This window comes from Pontibacillus salicampi (genome assembly GCF_042434395.1).
In the GTDB taxonomy this organism is placed as follows: domain Bacteria; phylum Bacillota; class Bacilli; order Bacillales; family BH030062; genus Pontibacillus; species Pontibacillus salicampi.
The window spans coordinates 394,745-416,006 of sequence record NZ_JBHLTP010000003.1; the positions used below are offsets into that span (position 1 = coordinate 394,745).

Consider the following 21,262-nt stretch of genomic DNA (forward strand, 5'->3'; position numbering starts at 1 on the left):
CAGACATTACCAGAGGAAAAGCTGAAGTGATTGCCCATACTACTCCTAAAAGGAGTGATGTTGCATGAAGCCATTTACACCGAAATTGGTTTATATAGAGCCGCGCGCTATGGAGTATCCGCTGGCTCAGGAGCTGTATCAGAAATTTAAGGATGAAGGCATAGAAATTAGAGAAACAACCTCACACAACCAGGTACGTGGTATTCCTGGTGACAATGAGCTTCGACAATATGCCAATGCGAAAAATACATTTGTTATTGGTGTTCGCAAAACATTGAAATTCGATACTTCCAAACCATCAGCTGAATACGCTATCCCTCTAGCAACAGGTTGTATGGGACATTGTCACTATTGTTATTTACAGACTACTCTAGGTAAAAAACCGTATATCCGAACGTATGTGAATTTGGATGATATATTCAATCAAGCTTTAGAATATATTGCAGAGCGGGACGAACCTACCCGCTTTGAAGCAGCATGTACCTCCGATATTGTCGGCATTGACCATTTAACGCATTCATTAAAGAAAACCATTGAATTCATGGGGCAACAAGAAAAAGGTCGTCTCAGATTTGTAACGAAATATCATCATGTCGATCATCTACTAGACGCTAAGCATAATGGACATACACGATTTCGGTTTTCTATCAATGCTGATTATGTGATTAAGAATTTTGAACCTGGCACCTCTTCCCTAGACAAACGACTGGAAGCTGCACGAAAAGTAGCAGATGCCGGTTATCCGCTTGGCTTTATCGTTGCTCCTATTTATATTTATGGGGACGATTGGAAAGAAGGCTATTATCAATTGTTTAAAAATCTCCATGAGCAATTGAAGGGAAGTGCTGTAGACGAGGAAGATTTAACGTTTGAGTTAATTCAGCACCGTTTTACGAAGCCCGCAAAGCGAGTCATTTTGCAGCGATACCCTAAATCAAAGTTAGAAATGGATGAGGACCAGCGTAAATATAAATGGGGCCGGTATGGAATCGGAAAGTACGTATATCCAACAGAACAACAAGAGGAAATAAAACAAGTTATGCAAGAGTATGTGGATGAATTTTTTCCAAAGAGTAAGATTTCTTACTTTACTTAAGAAATCTTGTCAGTCCGTCTAAACTAGTGTATCATTTTAACAGTTAAGGAATTATCGGACGGCAGAATTGGAGGATTATCATGCCAACACCAAGTATGGAAGATTATATTGAACAAATATATATGTTGATTGAAGATAAAGGGTACGCAAGAGTATCCGACATTGCTGAGAACCTGGAAGTCCATCCTTCATCTGTGACAAAAATGGTACAAAAACTAGATAAAGACCAATACTTAAATTATGAAAAATATCGAGGACTAATTCTGACAGCTAAAGGGAAGAAAATCGGTAAACGCTTGGTGTACCGACATGAATTGTTAGAACAGTTTCTCCAAACTATAGGAGTCAACAAGGAGAATATCTATAATGATGTAGAAGGAATAGAGCATCATTTAAGCTGGAACTCCATAGATCGTATTGGAGACTTAGTTCAATTCTTCGAGGAAAATCCACAATGTGTTCAACAGCTACGTGCAGTACAGCAAAAAAATGAAGAACAAGAAGAACAAATAGAGGAATAGCAGCTGTTTATCGGCTGTTATTTTTTTGTGTTTAAATAGGGCTTATCCACCAGTTCTAATTCCTTATTCCCTACACTATAGATAATGGTAAGCACGTGGGCAAGGGGGGATGAGAGTGAACATTGATGGTGTGTTTTCCGGCGGTGGTGTTAAAGCAATTGCCTTCATTGGAGCCCTTAAAGTGGTCGAGGAGAAGGGGTATAAGTTTGATCGTGTAGCAGGAACATCCGCAGGTGCAATTATAGCGGCATTTATAGCAGCTGGTTATAGCAGTGCTCAAATTAGGAACTTCTTTGATACGCTCCAATTAGATAAGCTGTTAGATCCTCCTATGATGGGAAACTGGTTTCCTTTCTCCAAATGGCTTTCCTTATATTTTCGTTTAGGAATCAATAAAGGTCAGAAGCTGGAGGATTGGATTTATGAGGAGTTAGGCAAACAAAATATTTATACCTTTAAGGATCTGCCCGAAGGTTCTCTCAAAGTGATAGCATCGGATTTAACCCTTGGTCGAATGGTAGTCATCCCAGACGATTTAGAAAGGCTGTATGGAATTGACCCAAATCATTTTTCTGTCGCCAAAGCAGTACGTATTAGCGCAGGCCTTCCTTATTTTTTTATTCCAGAACGATTGCAGGGGAAGAGTACGGTGAAGAGTGTAATGGTAGATGGAGGACTGCTGAGTAATTTTCCTATCTGGGTTTTTACCTCCCCAAACGAAAGAAGAATACGCCCTATATTAGGCATGAAGCTAAGCACCTCGACAGATAACATTCCACCTCGAAAAATTAAGAATGCCATAGAGATGTTCCAGGCTCTCTTTAGTACGATGAAGAAGGCGCACGATGCGAGGCATATATCAAAGGCGGAAGCGGTGGACATTATTTTCATTCCAGTGGAGGATGTTGATACGACGGATTTTGATATGTCAGATGAGCAAAAGCAGAAGTTGATTACACTAGGTGAGATACAAGCGGACTTATTTTTAAGAAGCTGGCTTCCATAGGAAAAGCCAGTGCTTTGCCATTTCCTTTATATCAAAAAAAGATCGAGCATCTGCTAAAGGGATGCCCGATCTTTCTTTTTATTTTTGCTTCCTTCAATGACGCGAAGATGAGGCACATCTTTACGCCCTTTGGATTTACTCGACTTATTAGATGTAACTTTTTGCTTAAGGGTAGAAGGCTTTACTTTTTTTGCAATGCTAGAGGAATTCGTCTTTCCATATTTCTGCTTGGATTGACGGACTGCTTTTCGATAGCGCTTCATTTCATTTGATTGACCACCTGAACGCCTATTGATAAAGAAGTAAACCACTCCGATAATGAGAGCAGCAAATCCCACTGTGAACAATACTTGCTTAAAAAAGCCTTGGGTATCTGTAAATAGTCTATATGCTATACCAATAATCGCTAAGCTGATAATAGTATAAAAAAGAGGTTTTGCAAACTTTTGAAACAATAGGTTTTCCTCCCTTCTGCATGTACATCCCGTTACGAGATTACCTTACTACCTTGTATACCACTTTTAGCTGCTTTTTTATCATTTTCTAGTACTTTTTTGAAAGAATGAATTGCAACGTCAACCTGATCGTCTTTAGGTTCCTTCGTGGTAAGCAGCTGCAGCCACAATCCAGGGTAGCCTAATAGCTTTAATCCAGGTACGTGACGAACCTTATTGGTGAGCTGAAGTACTTCAAATGAAATCATAATGACAAAGGGTAATAGCAGCAAGCGATTGACCATTCTCCACCATAGCGGCTCTGTTGCGATGAATGGTAGCAAGTAAACTAAAATACCAACAAAAACAGTGAACAAAATAAAGCTAGAGCCACATCTGTAATGTAGTCTGGAATTCTTCTGAACATTGTCTACTGTTAGATCATATCCATTTTCATATGCATTAATCACTTTGTGTTCAGCACCGTGGTACTGGAATACTCGTTTAATTAATGGTGTGAGTGAAATAAGATAGATGTAAGTAAGTAGGAAGATAAATTTGAACAATCCTTCCAGTAGTACTTGCCCCGTTTCTCCAGGTACTATTCCTCGAAAGAATTCTGCTATCAATGCTGGAGTTAAAGTGAAGATAACCTTTCCGAAAATAAAAGATAGAACACCGACAGCTCCTACACCTAGAATCATGGCCAGCTTTGAAGTATCTTCTTCTTTTTGGATGGTGTCATCATCTTCTGGATTTACATCATACCGCTCTGTTGAGAAATTGAGGTGTTTCGTTCCATTCGCACTAGCTTGAACCAATGCAACAAGCCCCCGTAAGAATGGTATTTTTTTTAAACGCTTTGCTATTTTAGAGTCTTTCCGTTCTAGTTCAAAATATTCAATGGATTCATCATTACGTCTAACGGCTGTAACATAGCTGGATTGCCCTGCGAACATCACGCCTTCCACAACCGCCTGCCCGCCGTACACGTTTTGTTTTGATTCGCTCATATCTCCACCATCCTATGATGTTTGGTTATTGCTTTGTAATCTCTATTTTACTAGAAAATGGAGATATCCTCTAGTCCTCAAGGTAAAAAGCATGATATTTATCATTTTGGGCTATGCTACCAAAATAGAGGTGATGGAAATGGGAGAACAAGAGCAACAATTTCAAAGTAAACAATTAGAGCAGAACAAAGAAGAGAAGCCGATGTCAGCCCTTACGAGAGCAGTATTAACGGGTCTTATAGGTGGTCTGTTATGGAGTTTTATAGGAGCAATAACGTATTATATTAGCTTTAGTAGTGTATCTGCGGCTTCCTTTATCGTACGCTCCTGGCTGCAAACGGATTGGACGGGTGGCTTCTTGGCAGAACTAATCGGTATTATAGGGGTTGGCATTCTGTCTATTGGAACAGCCTTGCTGTTTTTTGGTTTGCTGCGGAAAAGGAAAGGATTAATGCCCTCCATATTGTTTGGAGTAGCGTTATGGGGAGTTATTTTTTATGTCCTTAATCCAATCTTTACTGCAGTACCCTCTGTTGTAGACATGGACAGTAATACCATTGTAACTACTCTGTGTTTATATATTTTATATGGAACTTTTATCGGGTATTCCATTTCTTATGAATATAATGAATATGAACAAAGGGAAAGCAGGACTAAAGGTGGAAATTAGTATCCTAAAGAAAAATGATTGTGTTATGCTAAGAAAGTGTCGGAATATTTTTTGTAATGCATAAACACAGAATGACAGTAGGAGAGGAAGTATGAAGGAAATACTATTACTTAATGGTCCCAATTTAAATTTATTAGGAACACGAGAACCTAGTGTTTATGGGACAGTCACATTACAGGATATTGAGCGGCAAGTTCAATCTGTTTGTGACCCACATGGTGTGACAGTGAAAGCGTATCAATCGAATCACGAAGGAGCACTGGTAGACGCTATTCACGAGGCTATGAACACGGCGAGTGGTATTATTTTTAATCCTGGGGCGTACACCCATACCAGTGTAGCATTGCGTGATGCTATCGCCGGTGTAGGGCTGCCAATGATTGAGGTGCATATTTCTAATGTACATAAACGGGAGTCATTCCGTCATACCTCTTTGTTAGCACCGGTATCATTTGGTCAAATTGTAGGGCTAGGTTCATTGGGATACTCATTAGCTGCACAAGCGCTATTGGACCATATTTATAAGGAGGAGAAGCATGGGGAAAATACAAAGAATTAGAGAAGCGTTAGAAAAGGAAAACCTGGATGGTTTACTAATTACAGATGGTAAAAACCGTCGGTATATGACGAATTTTACCGGAACAGCTGGAGTCGTTTTCATCACAAAGGAAAAAGCGATATTGATCACAGACTTCCGATATACGAAGCAGGCTGCAGAGCAAGTGAGCGAATATGAGATTGTTCAGCATACCGGTCCGATTCAGGAAGAGGTAGCAAGCATTGCTAAAGAGCTTGAGATCAAACGCCTTGGTTTTGAGAAACAGCATTTAACCTATGCTGAATTCGAAACCTATCAAAGAGTGCTGGAATCGGAATTCGTACCAACAGGTGGTCAGATAGAAAAATTGCGCTTGATAAAGACAGAAGATGAGATTAAGATATTAAAGGAAGCTGCTGAAATAGCAGACAAGGCATTTGAACATATTCTCAACTACATAAAACCTGGTGTGAAAGAAATAGAAGTGTCAAATGAGCTGGAGTTTTTCATGCGCAGGCAAGGAGCTACCTCCTCTTCCTTTGATATAATTGTGGCTTCTGGTTATCGGTCTGCTTTACCACATGGCGTAGCATCTGATAAAGTAATTCAGTCAGGAGAACTTGTTACGCTGGATTTTGGTGCGCTTTATAAAGGATACTGCTCTGACATTACGCGTACGGTAGCTGTTGGTGAAATAAGCGATGAGCTTCACACTATTTATGACACTGTTTTACAGGCACAGCTCCGTGGAATGGAAGGATTAAAAGCAGGTATAACAGCTAAAGAAGCAGATGATCTAACTAGAGACTTTATAAAAGAAAAAGGATACGGTTCCTATTTTGGACACTCCACAGGACATGGTATTGGTCTAGATGTGCATGAAGGACCGGGCTTATCCTTCCGCTCACAGGAAACATTAAAGCCGGGCATGGTTGTAACCGTTGAGCCAGGCATATATGTTCCAGATGTTGGTGGTTGTCGTATAGAAGATGATACGGTCATAACAGAACATGGAAATGAACGATTGTCTACATCCACGAAAGAACTCATTAAGCTTTAAGATAGCCTGATAGAAAGGCGTCTTAATTGCTATACTAAGGAGGACATCAGATGATTTCAGTAAACGATTTTAAGACGGGATTAACGGTTGAAGTAGATAACGGAATTTGGCAAGTAGTTGAATTCCAGCACGTTAAGCCAGGAAAAGGAGCAGCATTTGTTCGTTCCAAGCTGCGTAACCTCCGTACGGGAGCAATCCAGGAAAAAACATTTCGTGCAGGCGAGAAAGTAAACAGAGCTCATATTGAAAACAGCAAAATGCAGTACCTTTATTCTGCAGATGATGTGCATACCTTTATGGACAGTGATACTTTCGAGCAAGTAGAACTTCGTACGAATCAAATTCAAGACGAGTTAAATTTCCTGAAGGAGAATATGGAATTAAATATCCAATTCTATCAGGGAGAAACGATTGGTGTAGAGCTGCCAAATAACGTAGAGCTTGTAGTAACTGAAACAGAGCCTGGTATTAAAGGTGATACGGCAAGTGGTGGAACAAAGCCGGCAACATTAGAAACAGGTCTAACAGTACAAGTACCTTTCTTTATTAATGAGGGAGAAAAAATCATCGTTAGCACTGGTGACGGGAAATATGTATCACGCTCCAATAAATAAGCAATTACATTAAATAGAATGAAACGCATATCCCTCTGGGGTATGCGTTTTTTTTGATAAAGATTGTTCAGAAGGTATTTTCACTTACAAACCTGCAGGTCCTCCCATAAACACTACTAATTCTTTTTAATACAATATATCGAATTCAAATTACTTATCACTTCCCCATTCATCGCCTCATGCTGATTCTGACTAGTTCTTTATCAGAGATTTCCGCAGGTTTCCTTTCCATTTCTTCTAACCCATCCTATCTTCTATCATTTCAGGTCATAAATTGGTCAAGCTGGCATAAATTACAGTAAAAGCATGTAAGTGTAAGGAGGGAAGTATGTGGAGGAAATACTCCGAATTTTGCCTTCGTCTATTCAACAGCAATTAAATCTATTAACTCTACAAGAGTGGTCAGCTCTGCAGGAAATCCGTTTTAGAGTTGCTAGACCGCTGGAATTAGTATTTAACAGAGAACACAAGGTCTTACCTCACATTATTCCAAGCCAGTCGGATAGTCAGCATGTATTGAATCAATTAGGGGACTATTCAATCTATCGTTTAGAAGATGAATTGCGAGAAGGCTATATAACGATCGCTGGTGGACATAGAGTAGGATTAGCAGGGAAGGTCAACACAGAGAACGGCAATGTGAAGGCCATTCGGCACGTCACTTCCTTCAATATACGTATTGCCAGAGAAAAGATAGGCATTGCAAACGATGTCATTGCAAGATTATATCCAAATCATTATGTTAATACACTTCTTATAGGCCCTCCTCAAACAGGAAAAACGACACTACTAAGGGATTTAGCCAGAATTATTAGCGAAGGGACTCCAAAACATCCAGCGCAAAAAGTAGCCATTATTGATGAGCGTTCTGAAATAGCCGGAAGTATTCAAGGGGTGCCCCAGCATCAATTGGGGTTTAGGACAGATGTGATGGATGCCTGTCCAAAGGCAGAAGGAATGATGATGATGATTCGTTCTATGTCTCCAGAGGTGCTAGTGGTGGACGAAATAGGGAGTGAGGAAGATGTAAAGGCATTAATGGAGGCAGTATATGCAGGGGTGATGGTGATATCTACTGTTCATGGAGAAAGCTATGAACAAATTGCGAGACGCCCCTCTCTCCGCCCCTTGTTTCAACAAAACGTGTTTCAACGATATATCGTCCTTGGCGGGTGGCATACAAATGGGTTTAAGCATCATATTCTAGACCATCAGGGACAACCTATTTCAGATAAAAAGAGGTGCATCGATGATGAAATGGATCGGCGCCATAATCCTACTGTGCGCTACAACGTGGGGAGGGTTTGAATTTGCGAGACGCCTAACCGAAAGACCCAAGCAAATACGCCAATTGAAAAACGCAATGCAGGTGCTAGAAGCAGAGATTTTGTATGGACAGTCTCCCGTTACAGTAGCCTGTGAGAAAGTATCCCAGCAAATCCCTGCCCCAATGTCTTGGTTTTTTAAGGAATTCAGTGATGCATTAAAACAGCCAAGTGCCTCTTTATATGATGTGTGGGAAGAAAAATTAAATCATTATTGGGCAATGAGCTCTCTTGGAGAAGGCGAGAAGGAAATTATGAGACAGTTTGGCCAGACGTTAGGTCAACATGATTTCGCAGGACAGCAGAAGCATATTCGGCTAGCGTTGTCTCATTTAGAGCGAGAGCTTGAGGAATCACAGGAACAGCAGCAGCGGTACAGTAATATGGTGAAAAGCTTAGGATTCTTAACTGGATTATTAATCATTTTGTTGTTTATTTAGCTATGGTAGAGGCAGCTCTTAGTACAGGTGGATTGGTGGGAAAGGTATAAGAGTCACAGCTGATTCATTAAGGGATAGCCAAGGGATTTAATTTTATCGCCTGAAAGGGTGAGTATTCTTGGTTCCTATTATCCTACTAACGTATTTGTTTGAACTATTTACACGGGTAGAGCCTTATTTAATGAAGGAAGGAAAGGGGCACAAGGAATGCTTGGGGATGCATATATTTTATTTCAAATTGCAGGAATTGGCATCGTTATTGCTATGATTCATACGGTATTAAAGCAGATGGGCAAAGAAGATATTGCTCATTGGGCAACGCTAGTTGGATTCATCATTGTGTTGTTTATTGTCATGGACAATCTGGCAGACTTATTTCAGCAAATCAAATCAGTATTTTTATTTCAGTAGCAGGAAGGTGTCGGAATGGAGATCTTTCAAATTGTATCCTTTGCGTTGGTCGCCAGTCTAATTGTCGTTGTATTAAAAGATCAAAAAGCATCCGTTGCCTTTTTCGTCATTTTATTCACAGGTATTGTCATCTTTCTTGTGTTGATACAGCAAATTGCTCAGGTCTTTTCATTATTAGAATATATAGCTCAAAAAGCAAACGTAAATGGAATGTATGTAGAGACAATTCTTAAAATCATTGGTATAGCTTACATTGCCGAATTTGGTGCACAAATCACGAGAGATGCTGGGTTAGGCAGCGTTGCATCCAAAATCGAGCTTGCAGGGAAGGTATTTATCCTCGTGCTAGCTGTTCCCATCTTAACGGCAGTGATTGAAACAATTCTTGGTTTCATCCCAGCCTAAGAATTGTAAGGAAGGAGTTTCGGAAAGAGGCATGAGTAGAACAAATAAAGTTTGGCTCCTTGTTCTCGTAATGCTTCCATTCATCTTCCTCCCTGATATACTGACGCATGCACAGACATCTGGAACAGAATGGACAAGCACGAATTTATCGAATATATCGTTTTCAGAAATCGAAGGGTACTGGACAAAGGTAGTAGATGAGTATGGTGGGTATTTACCGGAGGTTCGGAAAGGAACATTTCTGGAGTTTATGCAGCATCGAGACTCTGTATCTATCAAGGAATGGCTTACAGGTTTGGCGCGATATTTATTTTATGAGTTCCTCATGAACGGAAAGCTGTTAGGAACTTTACTATTCCTCACCTTGTTCTGTATGATTCTGCAGTCATTGCAAAACGCATTTGAAAATCAGGCGGTTAGTAAAGTGGCTTATGCCATTATTTATATGGTTCTCATTGTACTAGCCTTGAATAGTTTTCATTTAGCAGTCACCTACGCCAAGGATGCCATTGAAATGATGAGTAGCTTTATGATTGCCCTGCTCCCATTAATGCTTGGTCTCATGGCTACCTTTGGAAATTTAATGAGCGTTTCCTTTTTTCACCCCGTTATTATTTTTCTAATAAACACTAGCGGTATATTAATATCAACCGTTGTTTTGCCGTTATTCTTCTTGTCTGCTTTGCTGGGCATCGTAAGTACAATAAATGAGGAATATAAAGTTACCCAGCTGGCCCAGCTTCTTAGAAATGCAGGGATGGGAATCATGGGTGTGTTCTTGACAATATTTTTAGGGGTAATTTCAGTTCAAGGAGCGACATCTGCCATACAGGATGGTGTCGCCATGAAAACAGCAAAATTCGTAACCGGCAACTTTGTACCTGTCGTAGGCAGAATGTTTACCGATGCTACTGACACTGTACTGAGTGCGTCCTTGTTATTGAAAAATACAGTCGGACTGGTCGGAGTACTAATTATCTTAGCGCTTGCATTATTTCCAGCTATCAAGGTGTTAGCTGTGGCACTTATATATAAAATAGCAGCTGCCATTCTTCAGCCTGTAGGCGGCGGCCCGGTAATTAGTTCAATGGAGATCATAAGCAAGCATATCCTTTATGTTTTTGCTGCTTTGTTAGTAGTAACCTTTATGTTTTTCCTAGCGATTGTGATCCTGGTAGCTGCAAGTAACCTAACTATGATGATTCGGTAAAGGGGGGAGTAATTTGGATTATATTATGAATTGGGTTACACAGGTCATACTCTTTCTTTTATTAGCATTAGTAACAGACCTTCTGTTACCCAACTCTTCTCTCCGGAAATATATCAAGCTAGTAGTTGGTTTGTTACTTATCCTAGTCTTCATGCAACCTATTTTTGATTTGTTTGAGGTAGATATGAAGCGTTTTTTCTCTAAAGAAATAAACGGATGGAATCAACAATCTGAAGTAGAAGAAATGGAAAATTTAATAGATGTGAAGAAAAATGAAATACAAGCCTCGCAACGTGCATATATTTTAGAACAGATGGCTGTCCAACTAAAAAAGGAAGCGAAGGAGGAGCTGATGAATGAATATGAAGCCGAAATTCTAGACTTTTCCTTCCAGTTTGCATCTGAAGAAGAACTTACTCTTGAAACTCTAGAACAGCTCACTGTGGTATTGTCCAATGAAGCGAGTGAGCCGATGGATCGTCAGGGAGATGAAATAGAGCAAATCCAAATTAATTTGGAATCTTCCCAGAATGATAAGAAGCCCGAACCTGACACTTCCCACCCGGTCAAACCATTTCTCGCTGAGGTATGGGAAATACCTGAAGATAAAATAACGTTACAGTGGGAAGGAGGGGTTTAATGAAAAAGAATCTATTACAGAAGCTTACATCATTACTTAAACTTAAGTCAGAAGATGGAAATAAGCCTACCAAAATGGCCTATGTTATCCTTGTTGCCTTATTTGGGTTATTAATCCTTATTGTAAGTGACATGTTCAATCCTGGAGGACGTCAAGAAGAACAACAGCCTACCGATGTAACGCAGCCCTCCACACAAGACGAGGCAACAGACCAAGAAACGTTCCTTCAAAAAGATAAAGCAGAAACGAGCTCTCTCTCCCAAAAGGAAGACTATTACGAGAAGGAGCTCGAAAAATTACTTGATAGCATGCAAGGGGTGTCAGAGGTAGACGTCATGGTCAATCTGGAATCTACCGAAGTGAAAGTGTATGAAAAGAACACCACCGTCGGTACCCAAACCACAGAAGAAACAGATAAGAGCGGTGGAGAGAGAAAAATTGAAGACGTAACAGAGGATAAACAAGTTGTCCTTGCTAGGCAAGGGGATCAGGAGGCTCCAATCCTAATTAAAACAGAAAAACCTCAAGTAAGAGGAGTTCTGGTAGTTGCTAAAGGAGCAGATCATATGAAAATCCAGCAATCAATAAAAGAAGCAGTATCTAGAAGCTTGGATGTGCCTACACATCGCATCTCGGTAATGCCGAGAAAATAAAGGAGGAATTATATATGATGTTAAAGAAACAAACGGTTTGGCTGTTAACCATGCTTAGCTTGATGATTGTATTGAGTGTATATTACATGACCTCTCCTTCAGAAGATCAAGTAGCGATACTTGTCGATGATGAACAGCAGCAAGAACAGCCGACTAATGCTGATAACAACCAGGATGGAACAGAAGGCGAAGCAGAAGCACAGACAGAAGGGCAAGATCTTGCTTCTGGAACAAATAGTGATGAATATTTTGTATCTATGAGAATGCAGATTGAAGATAGTAGAGCTAGACTTAAGGAAGAGTTAGAAGGAATTCTTTCCTCCGAACAAGTATCCGCTACAGAAGCAAATGAAGTAGTTGCGCAAATTCGTCAGATTGAGGAATTAAACACGAAGGAAGACTTGGTGGAACAAAGCATTCAAGCTAAAGCAGAATATCCAGACGTGCTTGTAAGAGCGCAAGAAAGCAAGGTATTCGTAACAGTAAAAGCAAATGAGCTATCAAAAGGTGAAACGGTCACCATTATGAATATGGTGCAGGATGAATTTGGGGATAACATGGTAGTCGATGTGGAATTCCAACCATACGAGCAATAACCAGGCGTACCCAGCCTGGTTTTTTCTTTTAACATAAACTCCGGTAAAGAATGAGATGAAAGGAGTATCTAAAGCGTGGCTCTCTAATGGGGGCTGTTACAGGATGGAGAGGTAAAGCAATCTGGAGTCAACATATGTCTTACATGGGATTATGTATTTATCTCTTTTGGTTCGTATCAAAGGCGATATTTTTCATGATATTAATTTTAGGGGGGATGGATTTTAAGTTTATGTGATGTCGGTTAAATGGGAGGTCTGGGGTTAGAATATGATATGATTAGAAAGAATAGTGGATGATGGGTTATAATGACACATAATACGTATACTATGGTATAATCTTATATTTTCCAGACAACCCAGTATATAGGAAGGATAGAGTGAAGAAAACGCTTTCTATGAGGTTGAAGTTTATTGTACCTTTATCGTAAAATGTTATAAGGTCTTCATAATTCCTTAATAAAATCTTTAAGAGCTATAAAATCCAAAGGGGTGCACAGAAATGCTTAAAATCCAAGAAATAAGAGAACTAATTAAATTAATTGATGAATCCTCTATTGACGAATTTACATATGAGAGCGAAGGAGCTTCTGTAGTCTTGAAAAAGAATAAGACAGAAGTAATCGAGCGTTCTCCTGTACAGTCACAGCCTTCCCCTCAGCCGGTTCAGGCGCCAGCGCAACAGACTGAAGTGCCTGCAAATGCTGCTCCTGTTTCAGAAGAGTCACAAGAAGAAGCAGCTAGCAATTACGACTATGAAATAGTAGCACCAATGGTCGGAACTTTCTATGAGGCTTCTTCTCCAGGAGAAGAACCATTTGTGAAAGTAGGCGACAAGGTACAGCAGGATTCTGTAGTGTGTATTGTAGAAGCAATGAAACTATTTAACGAAATTGAAGCAGAACAAGCTGGAGAAGTAGTTGAAATATTAGTTGAAAACGGCCAATTAGTGGAATATGGCCAACCATTATTCCGAGTAAAGTCCAAGTAAGGAGTTGGAAACGTGATTAAGAAACTCTTAGTGGCAAATAGAGGAGAAATTGCGGTTCGTGTAATAAGAGCCTGCAAGGAAATGGAAATTGAAACGGTTGCTGTTTATTCAGAGGCTGACCGGGAATCCCTTCATGTCCAGCTTGCAGATGAAGCCTATTGTATCGGACCAACAGCAAGCAGTGAAAGCTATTTAAACTTCACCAATATTATGAGTGTAGCGAAATTGACAGAATCAGATGCGATCCATCCTGGCTATGGGTTCTTATCGGAAAATCCTGATTTTGCTGAGTTATGTAATGAATGTAACATCACCTTTGTTGGACCAAGCGCCGAAGCTATCCGGAAGATGGGAACAAAGGATGTCGCTCGTGAAACAATGCGCGATGCAGGTGTTCCAGTAGTGCCAGGGTCTGAAGGGTTAATAAAGGATGAAGAGGACGCAAAACAAATTGCAGAATCCATTGGATATCCTGTTATTATTAAAGCTACAGCCGGCGGTGGTGGTAAAGGTATCCGCGTTGCAAGAGATGAAGAAGATCTGATCAAGGGAGTTCGGGTTACCAAGCAAGAAGCCGAAACTGCCTTTGGAAATCCAGGGCTTTATATTGAAAAGTACATAGAAGATTTCCGCCATGTTGAGATTCAAGTAATGGCAGATAACTTCGGAAATGTAATCCATTTAGGAGAACGAGATTGTACTATACAACGGAGATTGCAGAAATTAATTGAAGAATCCCCCTCTCCGGCTCTAGGTCCTGATCTACGCCAGGAAATGGGCGATGCTGCAGTTCAGGCTGCAAAAGCTGTTGGATATTCTGGTGCTGGTACAGTGGAATTTATCTTTGATAAGAAAAATGAAAGTTTCTATTTCATGGAGATGAACACTCGCATACAGGTGGAGCATCCTGTTACAGAAATGGTTACAGGCGTTGATCTTATTAAAGAAATGATTCATGTGGCAAACAATGAACCACTTACCTATACACAAGGGGAAATTACGTTTGAAGGATGGTCCATTGAGTGTCGTATCAATGCGGAGAACCCATTCAAGAATTTCATGCCTTCTCCTGGAAGAATTGACATGTATTTACCTCCTGGTGGATTCGGTGTACGAGTGGACAGTGCAGCTTATCCAGGATGGATGATTCCACCTTACTATGATTCTATGATTGCTAAGCTTGTAACATATGGAAATACACGAGAGGAAGCAATGGATAGAATGAAAAGAGCACTGGATGAATTTGTTATAGACGGTGTTCATACTACCATTCCTTTCCATTACCGTATGATGTCTCATGACGTCTTTAGAGAAGGCGATTTTAATACAAAATTCCTTGAAACTTATACTATAATGGAAGAGGAATAACAGAAAGGAGAGAGTTCATTTGAGCGATAAACCACTATTGAACGTTGGGGAAAACTCCACTTTAGGGGATATCGAAATTGCACCAGAAGTGATTGAGGTAATTGCTGGTATAGCAGCTTCTGAAGTAGCTGGAGTTGCCAGCATGCGTGGCAATTTTGCAACTGGTGTAGCAGAACGTCTCGGTAAAGTGAATCACGGTAAGGGAGTAAAGGTGGAGCTTGCGGAAGATGGGATTGTTATTGACATTTATGTAGTAATGGACTTTGGAATCTCTATTCCTCAAACAGCTCAACAAATTCAGGACAACGCTCGTCAAGCATTAAAGAATATGACAGCTTTAGAAATTAAAGAAATAAATGTGCATATTGTAGGTGTCCAAATGGAGCCAAAAGAAGAGAGCGCAGAGGAAGAAACAGAAGAAGAGGAATAGATATTATAAAAGAACCAGAAACAGGGGGGACTCCTTTTCTGGTTCTTTTTTTAGTTTATTTACATTCCTAGTATAGGTTAATCATTATTGATTTCAGGTTTTTCTTTATTAGTAGAAACTTGGATTCGGGATGGCTTTCAGGGATGGGTCCTATCCGGTTATCAGGGAAAGGTTTGGCCTGAAAAGCGCTCGCTTTCCGCTGCCTCACACGACGTAGGGTAGTTCGGTGTTGCTATAGGATGTAGGGGTTTAACCGAACCTCCTTACTTCGGCCAACACTCCTCAGAATGAAAAGGAGTTATTCCTTTTTCTTCTTGCAAGGTCTCGTCTCCTACATTTTTCCGAGGGAGTCTACGCTATTTCCAATCACTCAACGCCAAAGAAAATGCTCCATCTTTATATAGTGTTAAACCAAATGTGCTAAAACAATATTTCTTGAACCAAGCTAAGTGATTAAAAAAATAACACATAACCATTTCAAATCTTCCACACAAAGAAGCTGTATAGATATATTCACAAGACCCCATATAAATGGGTTTATAATAATTCAAGATGAAGAATGTTATTAAGACAGGTTAGCAAGGATGAAGTGGTTCGTGGTAGGGTACTTGTTAACGTATTAGCAAACAGTAAGCTGATCACCATTATTTAGTGTTGGGGAATGCAGACGAACTAACCTTCACTTTTCTTTCTAGCTTTTCTTTTGTTAAAATGGTATCATTCTTACGGAAACATACGTTTAAAGGAGAATGGATTATGAATCGTCATACAGCAAGAGAGAAAGCATTTCAAGCAATTTTTCAAATGGATATGAATGAAGCTACGCCAGAAGAAGCGATTCAGAATGTTATGGAGGAAGAGGAGCTTCCAGTCCACGATGCATTCGTGAATCAGCTCGTATTCGGAGTAGCAGAACATAAAGAAACGATTGACCAGAAGATTACGGACCACTTAGAGAAATGGTCGTTTAATCGTATTGCATCAGTAGAGAAGACATTACTTCGTATGGCGGTTTATGAACTAGATTATGAAGAAGATATTCCTGAAAAAGTAACATTAAATGAAGCGGTTGAGCTTGCGAAAGTGTTTGGCGATGACAAGTCAGGCAGCTTTGTGAACGGCGTTTTAAGTAAAATGATTGACTAATATATACAGATGGGGGATATGTTACATGTCTGCAGAAATAATCAATGGTAGAGAACTAGCTGATGAATTGAGAGAACGCATGAAAGAGGATGTAGAGCAGTTAAGTGAACAGGGGATTGTCCCTAATCTTACTGTTATTATCGTTGGAGAAGATCCTGCCTCTCTTTCCTATGTAAGAGGTAAAAAGCGTGCTTCCCACAAAATTGGTATTCACTCCGACTTAATAGAGCTGCCTGAAACTACTTCCCACCAAGAGTTGTTACACCTCATCCAACAACTAAATAGTAATGATGAAGTGCACGGTATATTGGTACAACTCCCTCTTCCTGCACACATTAACGAAGATGAAGTGATTGAAACCATATCCCCAGACAAAGATGTAGATGGATTCCACCCAATTAGTATTGGTCGCATGATGGCACAAAAGGATACCTTCTTGCCATGTACGCCTTTGGGTATTCTCACTATGCTTGATGAAAAGAATATTGATATAGAAGGAAAGCATGCTGTTGTTCTTGGTAGAAGTCGCATTGTTGGGAAGCCAATAGGGCAAATGCTATTGAACCGGAATGCTACCGTAACGTATTGCCATTCACGCACCAAGGACCTTGCCGATGTGCTGCGCCAAGCAGACATATTAATTGTTGCTATAGGAAAGCCGGCCTTTATTACAGGAGAGCATGTGAAAAAAGGGGCAGTTGTTATTGACGTTGGCATTAATCGATTAGAGGACGGGACGCTTACCGGAGATGTTGATTTTGAGTCCGCTTCTGAACAAGCGGCTTATATCACACCTGTTCCTAAAGGTGTTGGACCAATGACTATTACTATGCTGCTGCAAAATACCATAAAAGCAGCGAAGCTTAAGAATCAGGTAACAACAAGGAGCTAAGAATGGTGAAGAATCGTTATTTAACTGTTTCAGCGTTAACCAAGTACATAAAGCGTAAATTTGAAACAGACCCTCATTTGAAACAAGTTTGGTTAAAAGGTGAGATTTCTAATTTCAAACATCACAGCAGAGGTCATATGTACCTAACCATTAAAGATGATAAATCACGAGTGAATGCTGTAATGTTTGCTGGCAATAATCGTTCTCTGCAGTTTAAGCCGGAAAATGGTATGAACGTCCTAATCCGTGGAGAGATTGGTGTGTATGAGCCAGTTGGGCAGTACCAATTATATATTCAGCAAATGGAGCCCGACGGTTTAGGGGCTCTTTATTTAGCCTATGAAGAATTGAAAAAAAAGCTTTCCACTGAGGGCTTATTCGATGAGTCTAGGAAGAAGCCACTGCCACCCTTCCCAAGGTCTATAGCTGTCATTACCTCCCCGACAGGGGCTGCGGTTAGAGATATCCTTACCACTCTAGAGCGGCGTTTTCCTATGACAAAGGTAACGGTATTTCCCGTACTTGTGCAAGGTAACAATGCAGCACCTTCCATAGCAAGAATGATACGTTATGTGAATGAGCTCAACGGATATGACGTCATGATAGCTGGTAGAGGGGGAGGATCTATTGAGGAGCTCTGGGCCTTTAATGAGGAACAAGTGGCAAGGGCCATAAGTGAGTCTGTCATCCCTGTGATTTCAGCAGTTGGACATGAAACGGATTTTACAATAAGTGATTTTGTAGCCGATTATAGAGCACCGACCCCTACCGGAGCAGCAGAAATTGCTGTACCATCACAAATAGAAGTAGCCAACACTGTTCAGACATTGACAAAAAGGTTACAGCGGGCTGTTGATTTAGAGTTGCAGCAAGGGAAGGACCAGCTTAACCGGTTCCGAAAATCGTATGCGTTTCGTTATCCAGAGCAAATGCTGCGACAGAAAGAGCAGGAATTGGACCGTCTAGTAGAACAATTCCAAAAAGCCAACCAGAATATAGCCAATATTAAAAGAGAGCGATTCCGTAATCTATATAATCGTTTAAAACAGCAGCATCCAGAAACAATGAAAGGCAGAGCGCAAGGGGAGCTTCAATTAGCAACCAAGCGTTTACAAAGAAGTATGCTGCAGCAGGCGAAAAGCAAATCTCATGCTTATCAACAAGTATTGAATAAGCTAACTTTGTTAAATCCGTTAGAGATTATGAAAAGAGGGTTTGCCGTACCGTTTAACGAACAAGGAAGCGTAATTAAGTCCATTAAAGATATTCAGCCAGGTGATCCGATGCAGGTCAGGGTCAACGACGGTGTTTTAGATTGCCAAGTATGGGGTATTGAGGAGGAGGATTTTCATGGCGGAAAACAAACAGACTGAGCAAGAAGAGGTTACGTTTGAAGAGGCGATGAAGCAATTGGAAGAAATTGTGGAAAAGCTGGAAGAAGGTGATGTCCCTTTGGAAAAGGCCATAACCTATTATCAGGAAGGTATGAAACTTTCTAAAGTCTGTAACGACAAATTAGTGAATGTAGAAAAACAAATGCAAGAGGTTATGAACGAGCAAGGTGAATTCGAGTCCTTCTCCGTACAGGAGGAAGAATGACGTGACCCAATCTCTAAAAACGTATATGGATAACCGAATGGAGCTTATTAACCAACAGCTGGAGCAGTTTGTATATGCTCTGGAGATCCCGGCCAGGCTCCAGGAGTCTATGCTGTATTCAATACGAGCTGGTGGAAAACGGATACGTCCAATTCTCATGCTTGCTGCTTGTGAAGCGTATGGGGAATCCAGCCATAGAGCTCTCGCAGTGGCATGCGCTGTGGAAATGATTCATACGTACTCTCTTATTCACGATGATCTTCCTGCTATGGATGATGATGATGTTCGCAGAGGACAGCTCACTAACCATAAGCAGTTCGATGAAGCAACTGCAATTCTCGCAGGTGATGGGTTATTAACAACGGCCTTCTATGTAATCGCTAATCAGGACGCATTAACAGATCAGGAAAAATCTTATCTGATTAAAGAGCTATCCAAGGCCAGTGGTCCTGAGGGTATGGTGGCAGGACAAATGCTGGATATGGAGGGTGAGAATAAAAGACTTGATATTAAGCATTTAGAAGCCATACACAAACGTAAAACCGGAGAGCTGCTTCGTTTTTCGGCAGTTGGTGGTGCATATATTGGCGGGGCAACTGACAGCCAATTAAAAGAAATAGAGGTATATGCAGGCTATTTAGGATTATTATTCCAAATTCAAGACGATATACTGGATGTTATTGGGGATGAACAGGATTTAGGGAAACCGGTTGGCAGTGATGAATCCAACCGCAAGAGCACCTATCCTCAATTACTTGGTCTAGAAGGGGCAATAGAACAAAAAGAACACTATGCCCAAAAAGCAAAAGAAGCTCTATGGAAAGCAGGAGTAGATAGTACGTATCTGGAGGATATAATTGACTACATTAGCAACAGAAACAACTAAATAGACGTTTATGTAGATTGAGTAAATGAATAAAATATGATATATTATTATTACAAAACAGGATGGTGCAGTATTCTAGTCGGCCCTCTGATTCTGAAGGCGGGCCTAAAAATCCGCCAAAGGGCACATCGATGAAGTTCCTTGTGTTGGCTTGAGGCGCCCAGCCTTGGGTCGATGCTGGGAGTTAAGGTCGCGGGGCGATCCACAATGGCATGTGGGCGTTGACCCTGCTTCCGCGGAGGCCCATTCTCGTGGGAGGCTGTTCTCAAACGTCTCCTATGAAATGGGGTATGAACCTGTGAGATGGTTTTTTGGGAAAAACCACCCACAGCGTAGCCTGCCTTGAGTGGCTCTGAGGGGATTATGGTTTATAGACACCTTTGTGGATGGCCACTACAAAGGTGTCTACTCCACCATATGAAATCAGCGCTGCAAAAGAGGCTAGGAATCAGTTAAAGGCTGCCGAGGAAATCTCCTAGACTGTTCTGATGGAAACCTAAAGGGGATTATAGTGCGGACTAAGTGGCAATCCAGTCTAGCTTTCGGTGACGGAGCTAAGGCAGATTTAAAGGGGAACCTCCGATGTGGCAACACACGGTATTTGCTTGGGAAAACCTACTGGACCTAAGCCGCAGTTTTTATCCTTTAGGTTACCATCCTGTTATTATTTATTCCTACATAAAACAAGTGATTTAATAAACAGATAGAGGTTTATCTAATGAAGACACAATTAAAGAAATCGATACATTTCAGTTTAGGTATTGCCGTTATCACGTTTGTGTTAGCGGCTATTTTTTCAGTTATTTCTAACTATATATTAAACGATGTTTATTACCTAATTGGTATTATTATCGTATTTGTTATTGTATGCGTCGGTGTGCTATTTGATATGCTTGGAATAGCAGCTACTGCCGCTGATGAAGTACCCTTCCACGCAATGGCAGCAGAAAAAGTAAACGGTTCCAAACAAGCAATAACCATTGTACGTAATGCGGATCGATTTGCAAGTTTTTGTAACGATGTGATTGGAGATATTGCAGGGGTTATAAGTGGTACAGCTTCTACATTAGTGGTTATTCGAATTACCTTCATACTTGGGCAAACGGAAGGGTCGAGCACACAGCTCATCATTTCTGTGATTTTTACCAGTATAGTGGCAGCCATGACCGTAGGAGGCAAAGCTTTAGGTAAGTTTTTCGCAGTGCATAACTCAACAGCTATTATTTTCTTTGCAGCTCGTGTTATATCTCTGATTGAACGGAAACTAAAGATAACAATCATCTCTAAGGGGAAGAAAAACTCAAGAAATTCATGATGAAGG

Annotated in this window: 26 protein-coding genes; 24 read left to right on the forward strand and 2 right to left on the reverse strand. The window is 40.6% G+C overall.

Translation table 11 applies throughout. From position 1 onward, the window contains the following. The first annotated feature begins 64 nt into the window (after positions 1-64). The 3 genes from splB (at position 65) to ACFFGV_RS03445 (ending at position 2,623) form a co-directional block, all read left to right on the forward strand. The gene (gene splB, locus ACFFGV_RS03435) at positions 65-1,096 is read left to right on the forward strand and encodes a spore photoproduct lyase (RefSeq protein WP_377345163.1); all 1,032 of its coding nucleotides are present in this window, start codon (positions 65-67) and stop codon (positions 1,094-1,096) included. 80 nt (positions 1,097-1,176) lie between these two features. Next, on the forward strand, positions 1,177-1,617 hold the full coding sequence (gene mntR, locus ACFFGV_RS03440) for a transcriptional regulator MntR (RefSeq protein WP_377345164.1): 441 nt from the start codon (positions 1,177-1,179) through the stop codon (positions 1,615-1,617). Between the two features lie 115 nt (positions 1,618-1,732). Next, positions 1,733-2,623, forward strand: a complete 891-nt coding sequence (locus tag ACFFGV_RS03445; RefSeq protein ID WP_377345165.1) for a patatin-like phospholipase family protein — start codon at positions 1,733-1,735, stop codon at positions 2,621-2,623. A gap of 53 nt (positions 2,624-2,676) precedes the next feature. On the opposite strand, the gene ACFFGV_RS03450 is transcribed toward ACFFGV_RS03445, so the two are convergent. Together ACFFGV_RS03450 and ACFFGV_RS03455 are read right to left on the reverse strand one after the other, a co-directional pair. Continuing rightward, the gene (locus ACFFGV_RS03450; RefSeq protein WP_377345166.1) at positions 2,677-3,078 is read right to left on the reverse strand and encodes an SA1362 family protein; all 402 of its coding nucleotides are present in this window, start codon (positions 3,076-3,078) and stop codon (positions 2,677-2,679) included. A gap of 32 nt (positions 3,079-3,110) precedes the next feature. Further along, positions 3,111-4,070, reverse strand: coding sequence for a DUF1385 domain-containing protein (locus ACFFGV_RS03455; RefSeq protein WP_377345167.1), 960 nt, complete (start codon positions 4,068-4,070; stop codon positions 3,111-3,113). Positions 4,071-4,161: 91 nt separating this feature from the next. Between ACFFGV_RS03455 and ACFFGV_RS03460 the strand changes: the two genes are divergently transcribed. The 21 genes from ACFFGV_RS03460 to ACFFGV_RS03560 all read left to right on the forward strand — a co-directional run bounded on the left by ACFFGV_RS03460 (position 4,162) and on the right by ACFFGV_RS03560 (position 21,256). Beyond that, positions 4,162-4,740: a YqhR family membrane protein gene (locus ACFFGV_RS03460; protein ID WP_377345168.1), complete on the forward strand. Its 579-nt coding sequence runs from the start codon at positions 4,162-4,164 to the stop codon at positions 4,738-4,740. Positions 4,741-4,831: 91 nt separating this feature from the next. Next, positions 4,832-5,299 (forward strand): type II 3-dehydroquinate dehydratase, encoded by a 468-nt coding sequence (gene aroQ, locus ACFFGV_RS03465; RefSeq protein ID WP_377345169.1) that lies wholly within the window; start codon positions 4,832-4,834, stop codon positions 5,297-5,299. After that, positions 5,277-6,338, forward strand: coding sequence for a M24 family metallopeptidase (locus ACFFGV_RS03470; protein ID WP_377345170.1), 1,062 nt, complete (start codon positions 5,277-5,279; stop codon positions 6,336-6,338). The genes aroQ and ACFFGV_RS03470 overlap by 23 nt, the downstream gene beginning before the upstream one ends. 50 nt (positions 6,339-6,388) lie before the next feature. After that, positions 6,389-6,952 (forward strand): elongation factor P, encoded by a 564-nt coding sequence (efp, locus tag ACFFGV_RS03475; RefSeq protein ID WP_377345171.1) that lies wholly within the window; start codon positions 6,389-6,391, stop codon positions 6,950-6,952. A 330-nt stretch (positions 6,953-7,282) separates the two neighbouring features. Beyond that, positions 7,283-8,260, forward strand: a complete 978-nt coding sequence (spoIIIAA, locus tag ACFFGV_RS03480) for a stage III sporulation protein AA (protein ID WP_377345172.1) — start codon at positions 7,283-7,285, stop codon at positions 8,258-8,260. Continuing rightward, positions 8,205-8,717, forward strand: coding sequence for a stage III sporulation protein SpoIIIAB (spoIIIAB, locus tag ACFFGV_RS03485; RefSeq protein WP_377345850.1), 513 nt, complete (start codon positions 8,205-8,207; stop codon positions 8,715-8,717). The genes spoIIIAA and spoIIIAB overlap by 56 nt, the downstream gene beginning before the upstream one ends. A 207-nt stretch (positions 8,718-8,924) precedes the next feature. Further along, on the forward strand, positions 8,925-9,128 hold the full coding sequence (spoIIIAC, locus tag ACFFGV_RS03490; RefSeq protein WP_377345173.1) for a stage III sporulation protein AC: 204 nt from the start codon (positions 8,925-8,927) through the stop codon (positions 9,126-9,128). A 15-nt stretch (positions 9,129-9,143) separates the two neighbouring features. Further along, on the forward strand, positions 9,144-9,533 hold the full coding sequence (spoIIIAD, locus tag ACFFGV_RS03495; RefSeq protein ID WP_377345174.1) for a stage III sporulation protein AD: 390 nt from the start codon (positions 9,144-9,146) through the stop codon (positions 9,531-9,533). 31 nt (positions 9,534-9,564) lie between these two features. Further along, positions 9,565-10,743 (forward strand): stage III sporulation protein AE, encoded by a 1,179-nt coding sequence (spoIIIAE, locus tag ACFFGV_RS03500; protein WP_377345175.1) that lies wholly within the window; start codon positions 9,565-9,567, stop codon positions 10,741-10,743. A gap of 13 nt (positions 10,744-10,756) precedes the next feature. After that, positions 10,757-11,383 (forward strand): stage III sporulation protein AF, encoded by a 627-nt coding sequence (gene spoIIIAF / locus ACFFGV_RS03505; protein ID WP_377345176.1) that lies wholly within the window; start codon positions 10,757-10,759, stop codon positions 11,381-11,383. Continuing rightward, positions 11,383-12,036 (forward strand): stage III sporulation protein AG, encoded by a 654-nt coding sequence (gene spoIIIAG, locus ACFFGV_RS03510; protein ID WP_377345177.1) that lies wholly within the window; start codon positions 11,383-11,385, stop codon positions 12,034-12,036. Before spoIIIAF ends, spoIIIAG begins: the two co-directional genes overlap by 1 nt. A 14-nt stretch (positions 12,037-12,050) precedes the next feature. Then, a complete protein-coding gene (locus ACFFGV_RS03515) occupies positions 12,051-12,632 on the forward strand; it encodes a SpoIIIAH-like family protein (RefSeq protein ID WP_377345178.1) in 582 nt (193 codons plus the stop codon). 499 nt (positions 12,633-13,131) lie between these two features. Next, positions 13,132-13,620, forward strand: coding sequence for an acetyl-CoA carboxylase biotin carboxyl carrier protein (accB, locus tag ACFFGV_RS03520; RefSeq protein ID WP_377345179.1), 489 nt, complete (start codon positions 13,132-13,134; stop codon positions 13,618-13,620). A 12-nt stretch (positions 13,621-13,632) separates the two neighbouring features. After that, entirely contained in the window at positions 13,633-14,988 is a 1,356-nt protein-coding gene (gene accC / locus ACFFGV_RS03525; protein WP_377345180.1) for an acetyl-CoA carboxylase biotin carboxylase subunit, read from the forward strand. Between the two features lie 19 nt (positions 14,989-15,007). Next, positions 15,008-15,418: an Asp23/Gls24 family envelope stress response protein gene (locus ACFFGV_RS03530; RefSeq protein ID WP_377345181.1), complete on the forward strand. Its 411-nt coding sequence runs from the start codon at positions 15,008-15,010 to the stop codon at positions 15,416-15,418. 756 nt (positions 15,419-16,174) lie between these two features. Further along, a complete protein-coding gene (gene nusB, locus ACFFGV_RS03535; RefSeq protein WP_377345182.1) occupies positions 16,175-16,564 on the forward strand; it encodes a transcription antitermination factor NusB in 390 nt (129 codons plus the stop codon). Between the two features lie 25 nt (positions 16,565-16,589). Next, complete coding sequence (gene folD, locus ACFFGV_RS03540) at positions 16,590-17,456, forward strand: bifunctional methylenetetrahydrofolate dehydrogenase/methenyltetrahydrofolate cyclohydrolase FolD (RefSeq protein ID WP_377345184.1); 867 nt, start codon at positions 16,590-16,592, stop codon at positions 17,454-17,456. A gap of 2 nt (positions 17,457-17,458) precedes the next feature. Then, on the forward strand, positions 17,459-18,829 hold the full coding sequence (xseA, locus tag ACFFGV_RS03545) for an exodeoxyribonuclease VII large subunit (RefSeq protein WP_377345185.1): 1,371 nt from the start codon (positions 17,459-17,461) through the stop codon (positions 18,827-18,829). Then, positions 18,807-19,055, forward strand: a complete 249-nt coding sequence (locus ACFFGV_RS03550; protein ID WP_377345186.1) for an exodeoxyribonuclease VII small subunit — start codon at positions 18,807-18,809, stop codon at positions 19,053-19,055. The genes xseA and ACFFGV_RS03550 overlap by 23 nt, the downstream gene beginning before the upstream one ends. A 1-nt stretch (position 19,056) precedes the next feature. Next, positions 19,057-19,941, forward strand: a complete 885-nt coding sequence (locus ACFFGV_RS03555; protein WP_377345187.1) for a polyprenyl synthetase family protein — start codon at positions 19,057-19,059, stop codon at positions 19,939-19,941. A gap of 718 nt (positions 19,942-20,659) precedes the next feature. Further along, on the forward strand, positions 20,660-21,256 hold the full coding sequence (locus tag ACFFGV_RS03560) for a hypothetical protein (RefSeq protein ID WP_377345188.1): 597 nt from the start codon (positions 20,660-20,662) through the stop codon (positions 21,254-21,256). The last annotated feature ends 6 nt before the right edge of the window (positions 21,257-21,262 follow it).

Bases quoted from the DNA above. Each gene is read 5' to 3' on its own strand.
- splB (WP_377345163.1), top strand. From the start codon at position 65: ATGAAGCCATTTACACCGAAATTGGTTTATATAGAGCCGCGCGCTATG.
- mntR (WP_377345164.1), top strand. From the start codon at position 1,177: ATGCCAACACCAAGTATGGAAGATTATATTGAACAAATATATATGTTG.
- ACFFGV_RS03455 (WP_377345167.1), bottom strand. From the start codon at position 4,070: ATGAGCGAATCAAAACAAAACGTGTACGGCGGGCAGGCGGTTGTGGAA.
- ACFFGV_RS03460 (WP_377345168.1), top strand. From the start codon at position 4,162: ATGATATTTATCATTTTGGGCTATGCTACCAAAATAGAGGTGATGGAA.
- aroQ (WP_377345169.1), top strand. From the start codon at position 4,832: ATGAAGGAAATACTATTACTTAATGGTCCCAATTTAAATTTATTAGGA.
- ACFFGV_RS03470 (WP_377345170.1), top strand. From the start codon at position 5,277: ATGGGGAAAATACAAAGAATTAGAGAAGCGTTAGAAAAGGAAAACCTG.
- efp (WP_377345171.1), top strand. From the start codon at position 6,389: ATGATTTCAGTAAACGATTTTAAGACGGGATTAACGGTTGAAGTAGAT.
- spoIIIAB (WP_377345850.1), top strand. From the start codon at position 8,205: ATGAAATGGATCGGCGCCATAATCCTACTGTGCGCTACAACGTGGGGA.
- spoIIIAC (WP_377345173.1), top strand. From the start codon at position 8,925: ATGCTTGGGGATGCATATATTTTATTTCAAATTGCAGGAATTGGCATC.
- spoIIIAD (WP_377345174.1), top strand. From the start codon at position 9,144: ATGGAGATCTTTCAAATTGTATCCTTTGCGTTGGTCGCCAGTCTAATT.
- spoIIIAE (WP_377345175.1), top strand. From the start codon at position 9,565: ATGAGTAGAACAAATAAAGTTTGGCTCCTTGTTCTCGTAATGCTTCCA.
- spoIIIAG (WP_377345177.1), top strand. From the start codon at position 11,383: ATGAAAAAGAATCTATTACAGAAGCTTACATCATTACTTAAACTTAAG.
- ACFFGV_RS03515 (WP_377345178.1), top strand. From the start codon at position 12,051: ATGATGTTAAAGAAACAAACGGTTTGGCTGTTAACCATGCTTAGCTTG.
- accB (WP_377345179.1), top strand. From the start codon at position 13,132: ATGCTTAAAATCCAAGAAATAAGAGAACTAATTAAATTAATTGATGAA.
- nusB (WP_377345182.1), top strand. From the start codon at position 16,175: ATGAATCGTCATACAGCAAGAGAGAAAGCATTTCAAGCAATTTTTCAA.
- folD (WP_377345184.1), top strand. From the start codon at position 16,590: ATGTCTGCAGAAATAATCAATGGTAGAGAACTAGCTGATGAATTGAGA.
- xseA (WP_377345185.1), top strand. From the start codon at position 17,459: ATGGTGAAGAATCGTTATTTAACTGTTTCAGCGTTAACCAAGTACATA.
- ACFFGV_RS03550 (WP_377345186.1), top strand. From the start codon at position 18,807: ATGGCGGAAAACAAACAGACTGAGCAAGAAGAGGTTACGTTTGAAGAG.
- ACFFGV_RS03560 (WP_377345188.1), top strand. From the start codon at position 20,660: ATGAAGACACAATTAAAGAAATCGATACATTTCAGTTTAGGTATTGCC.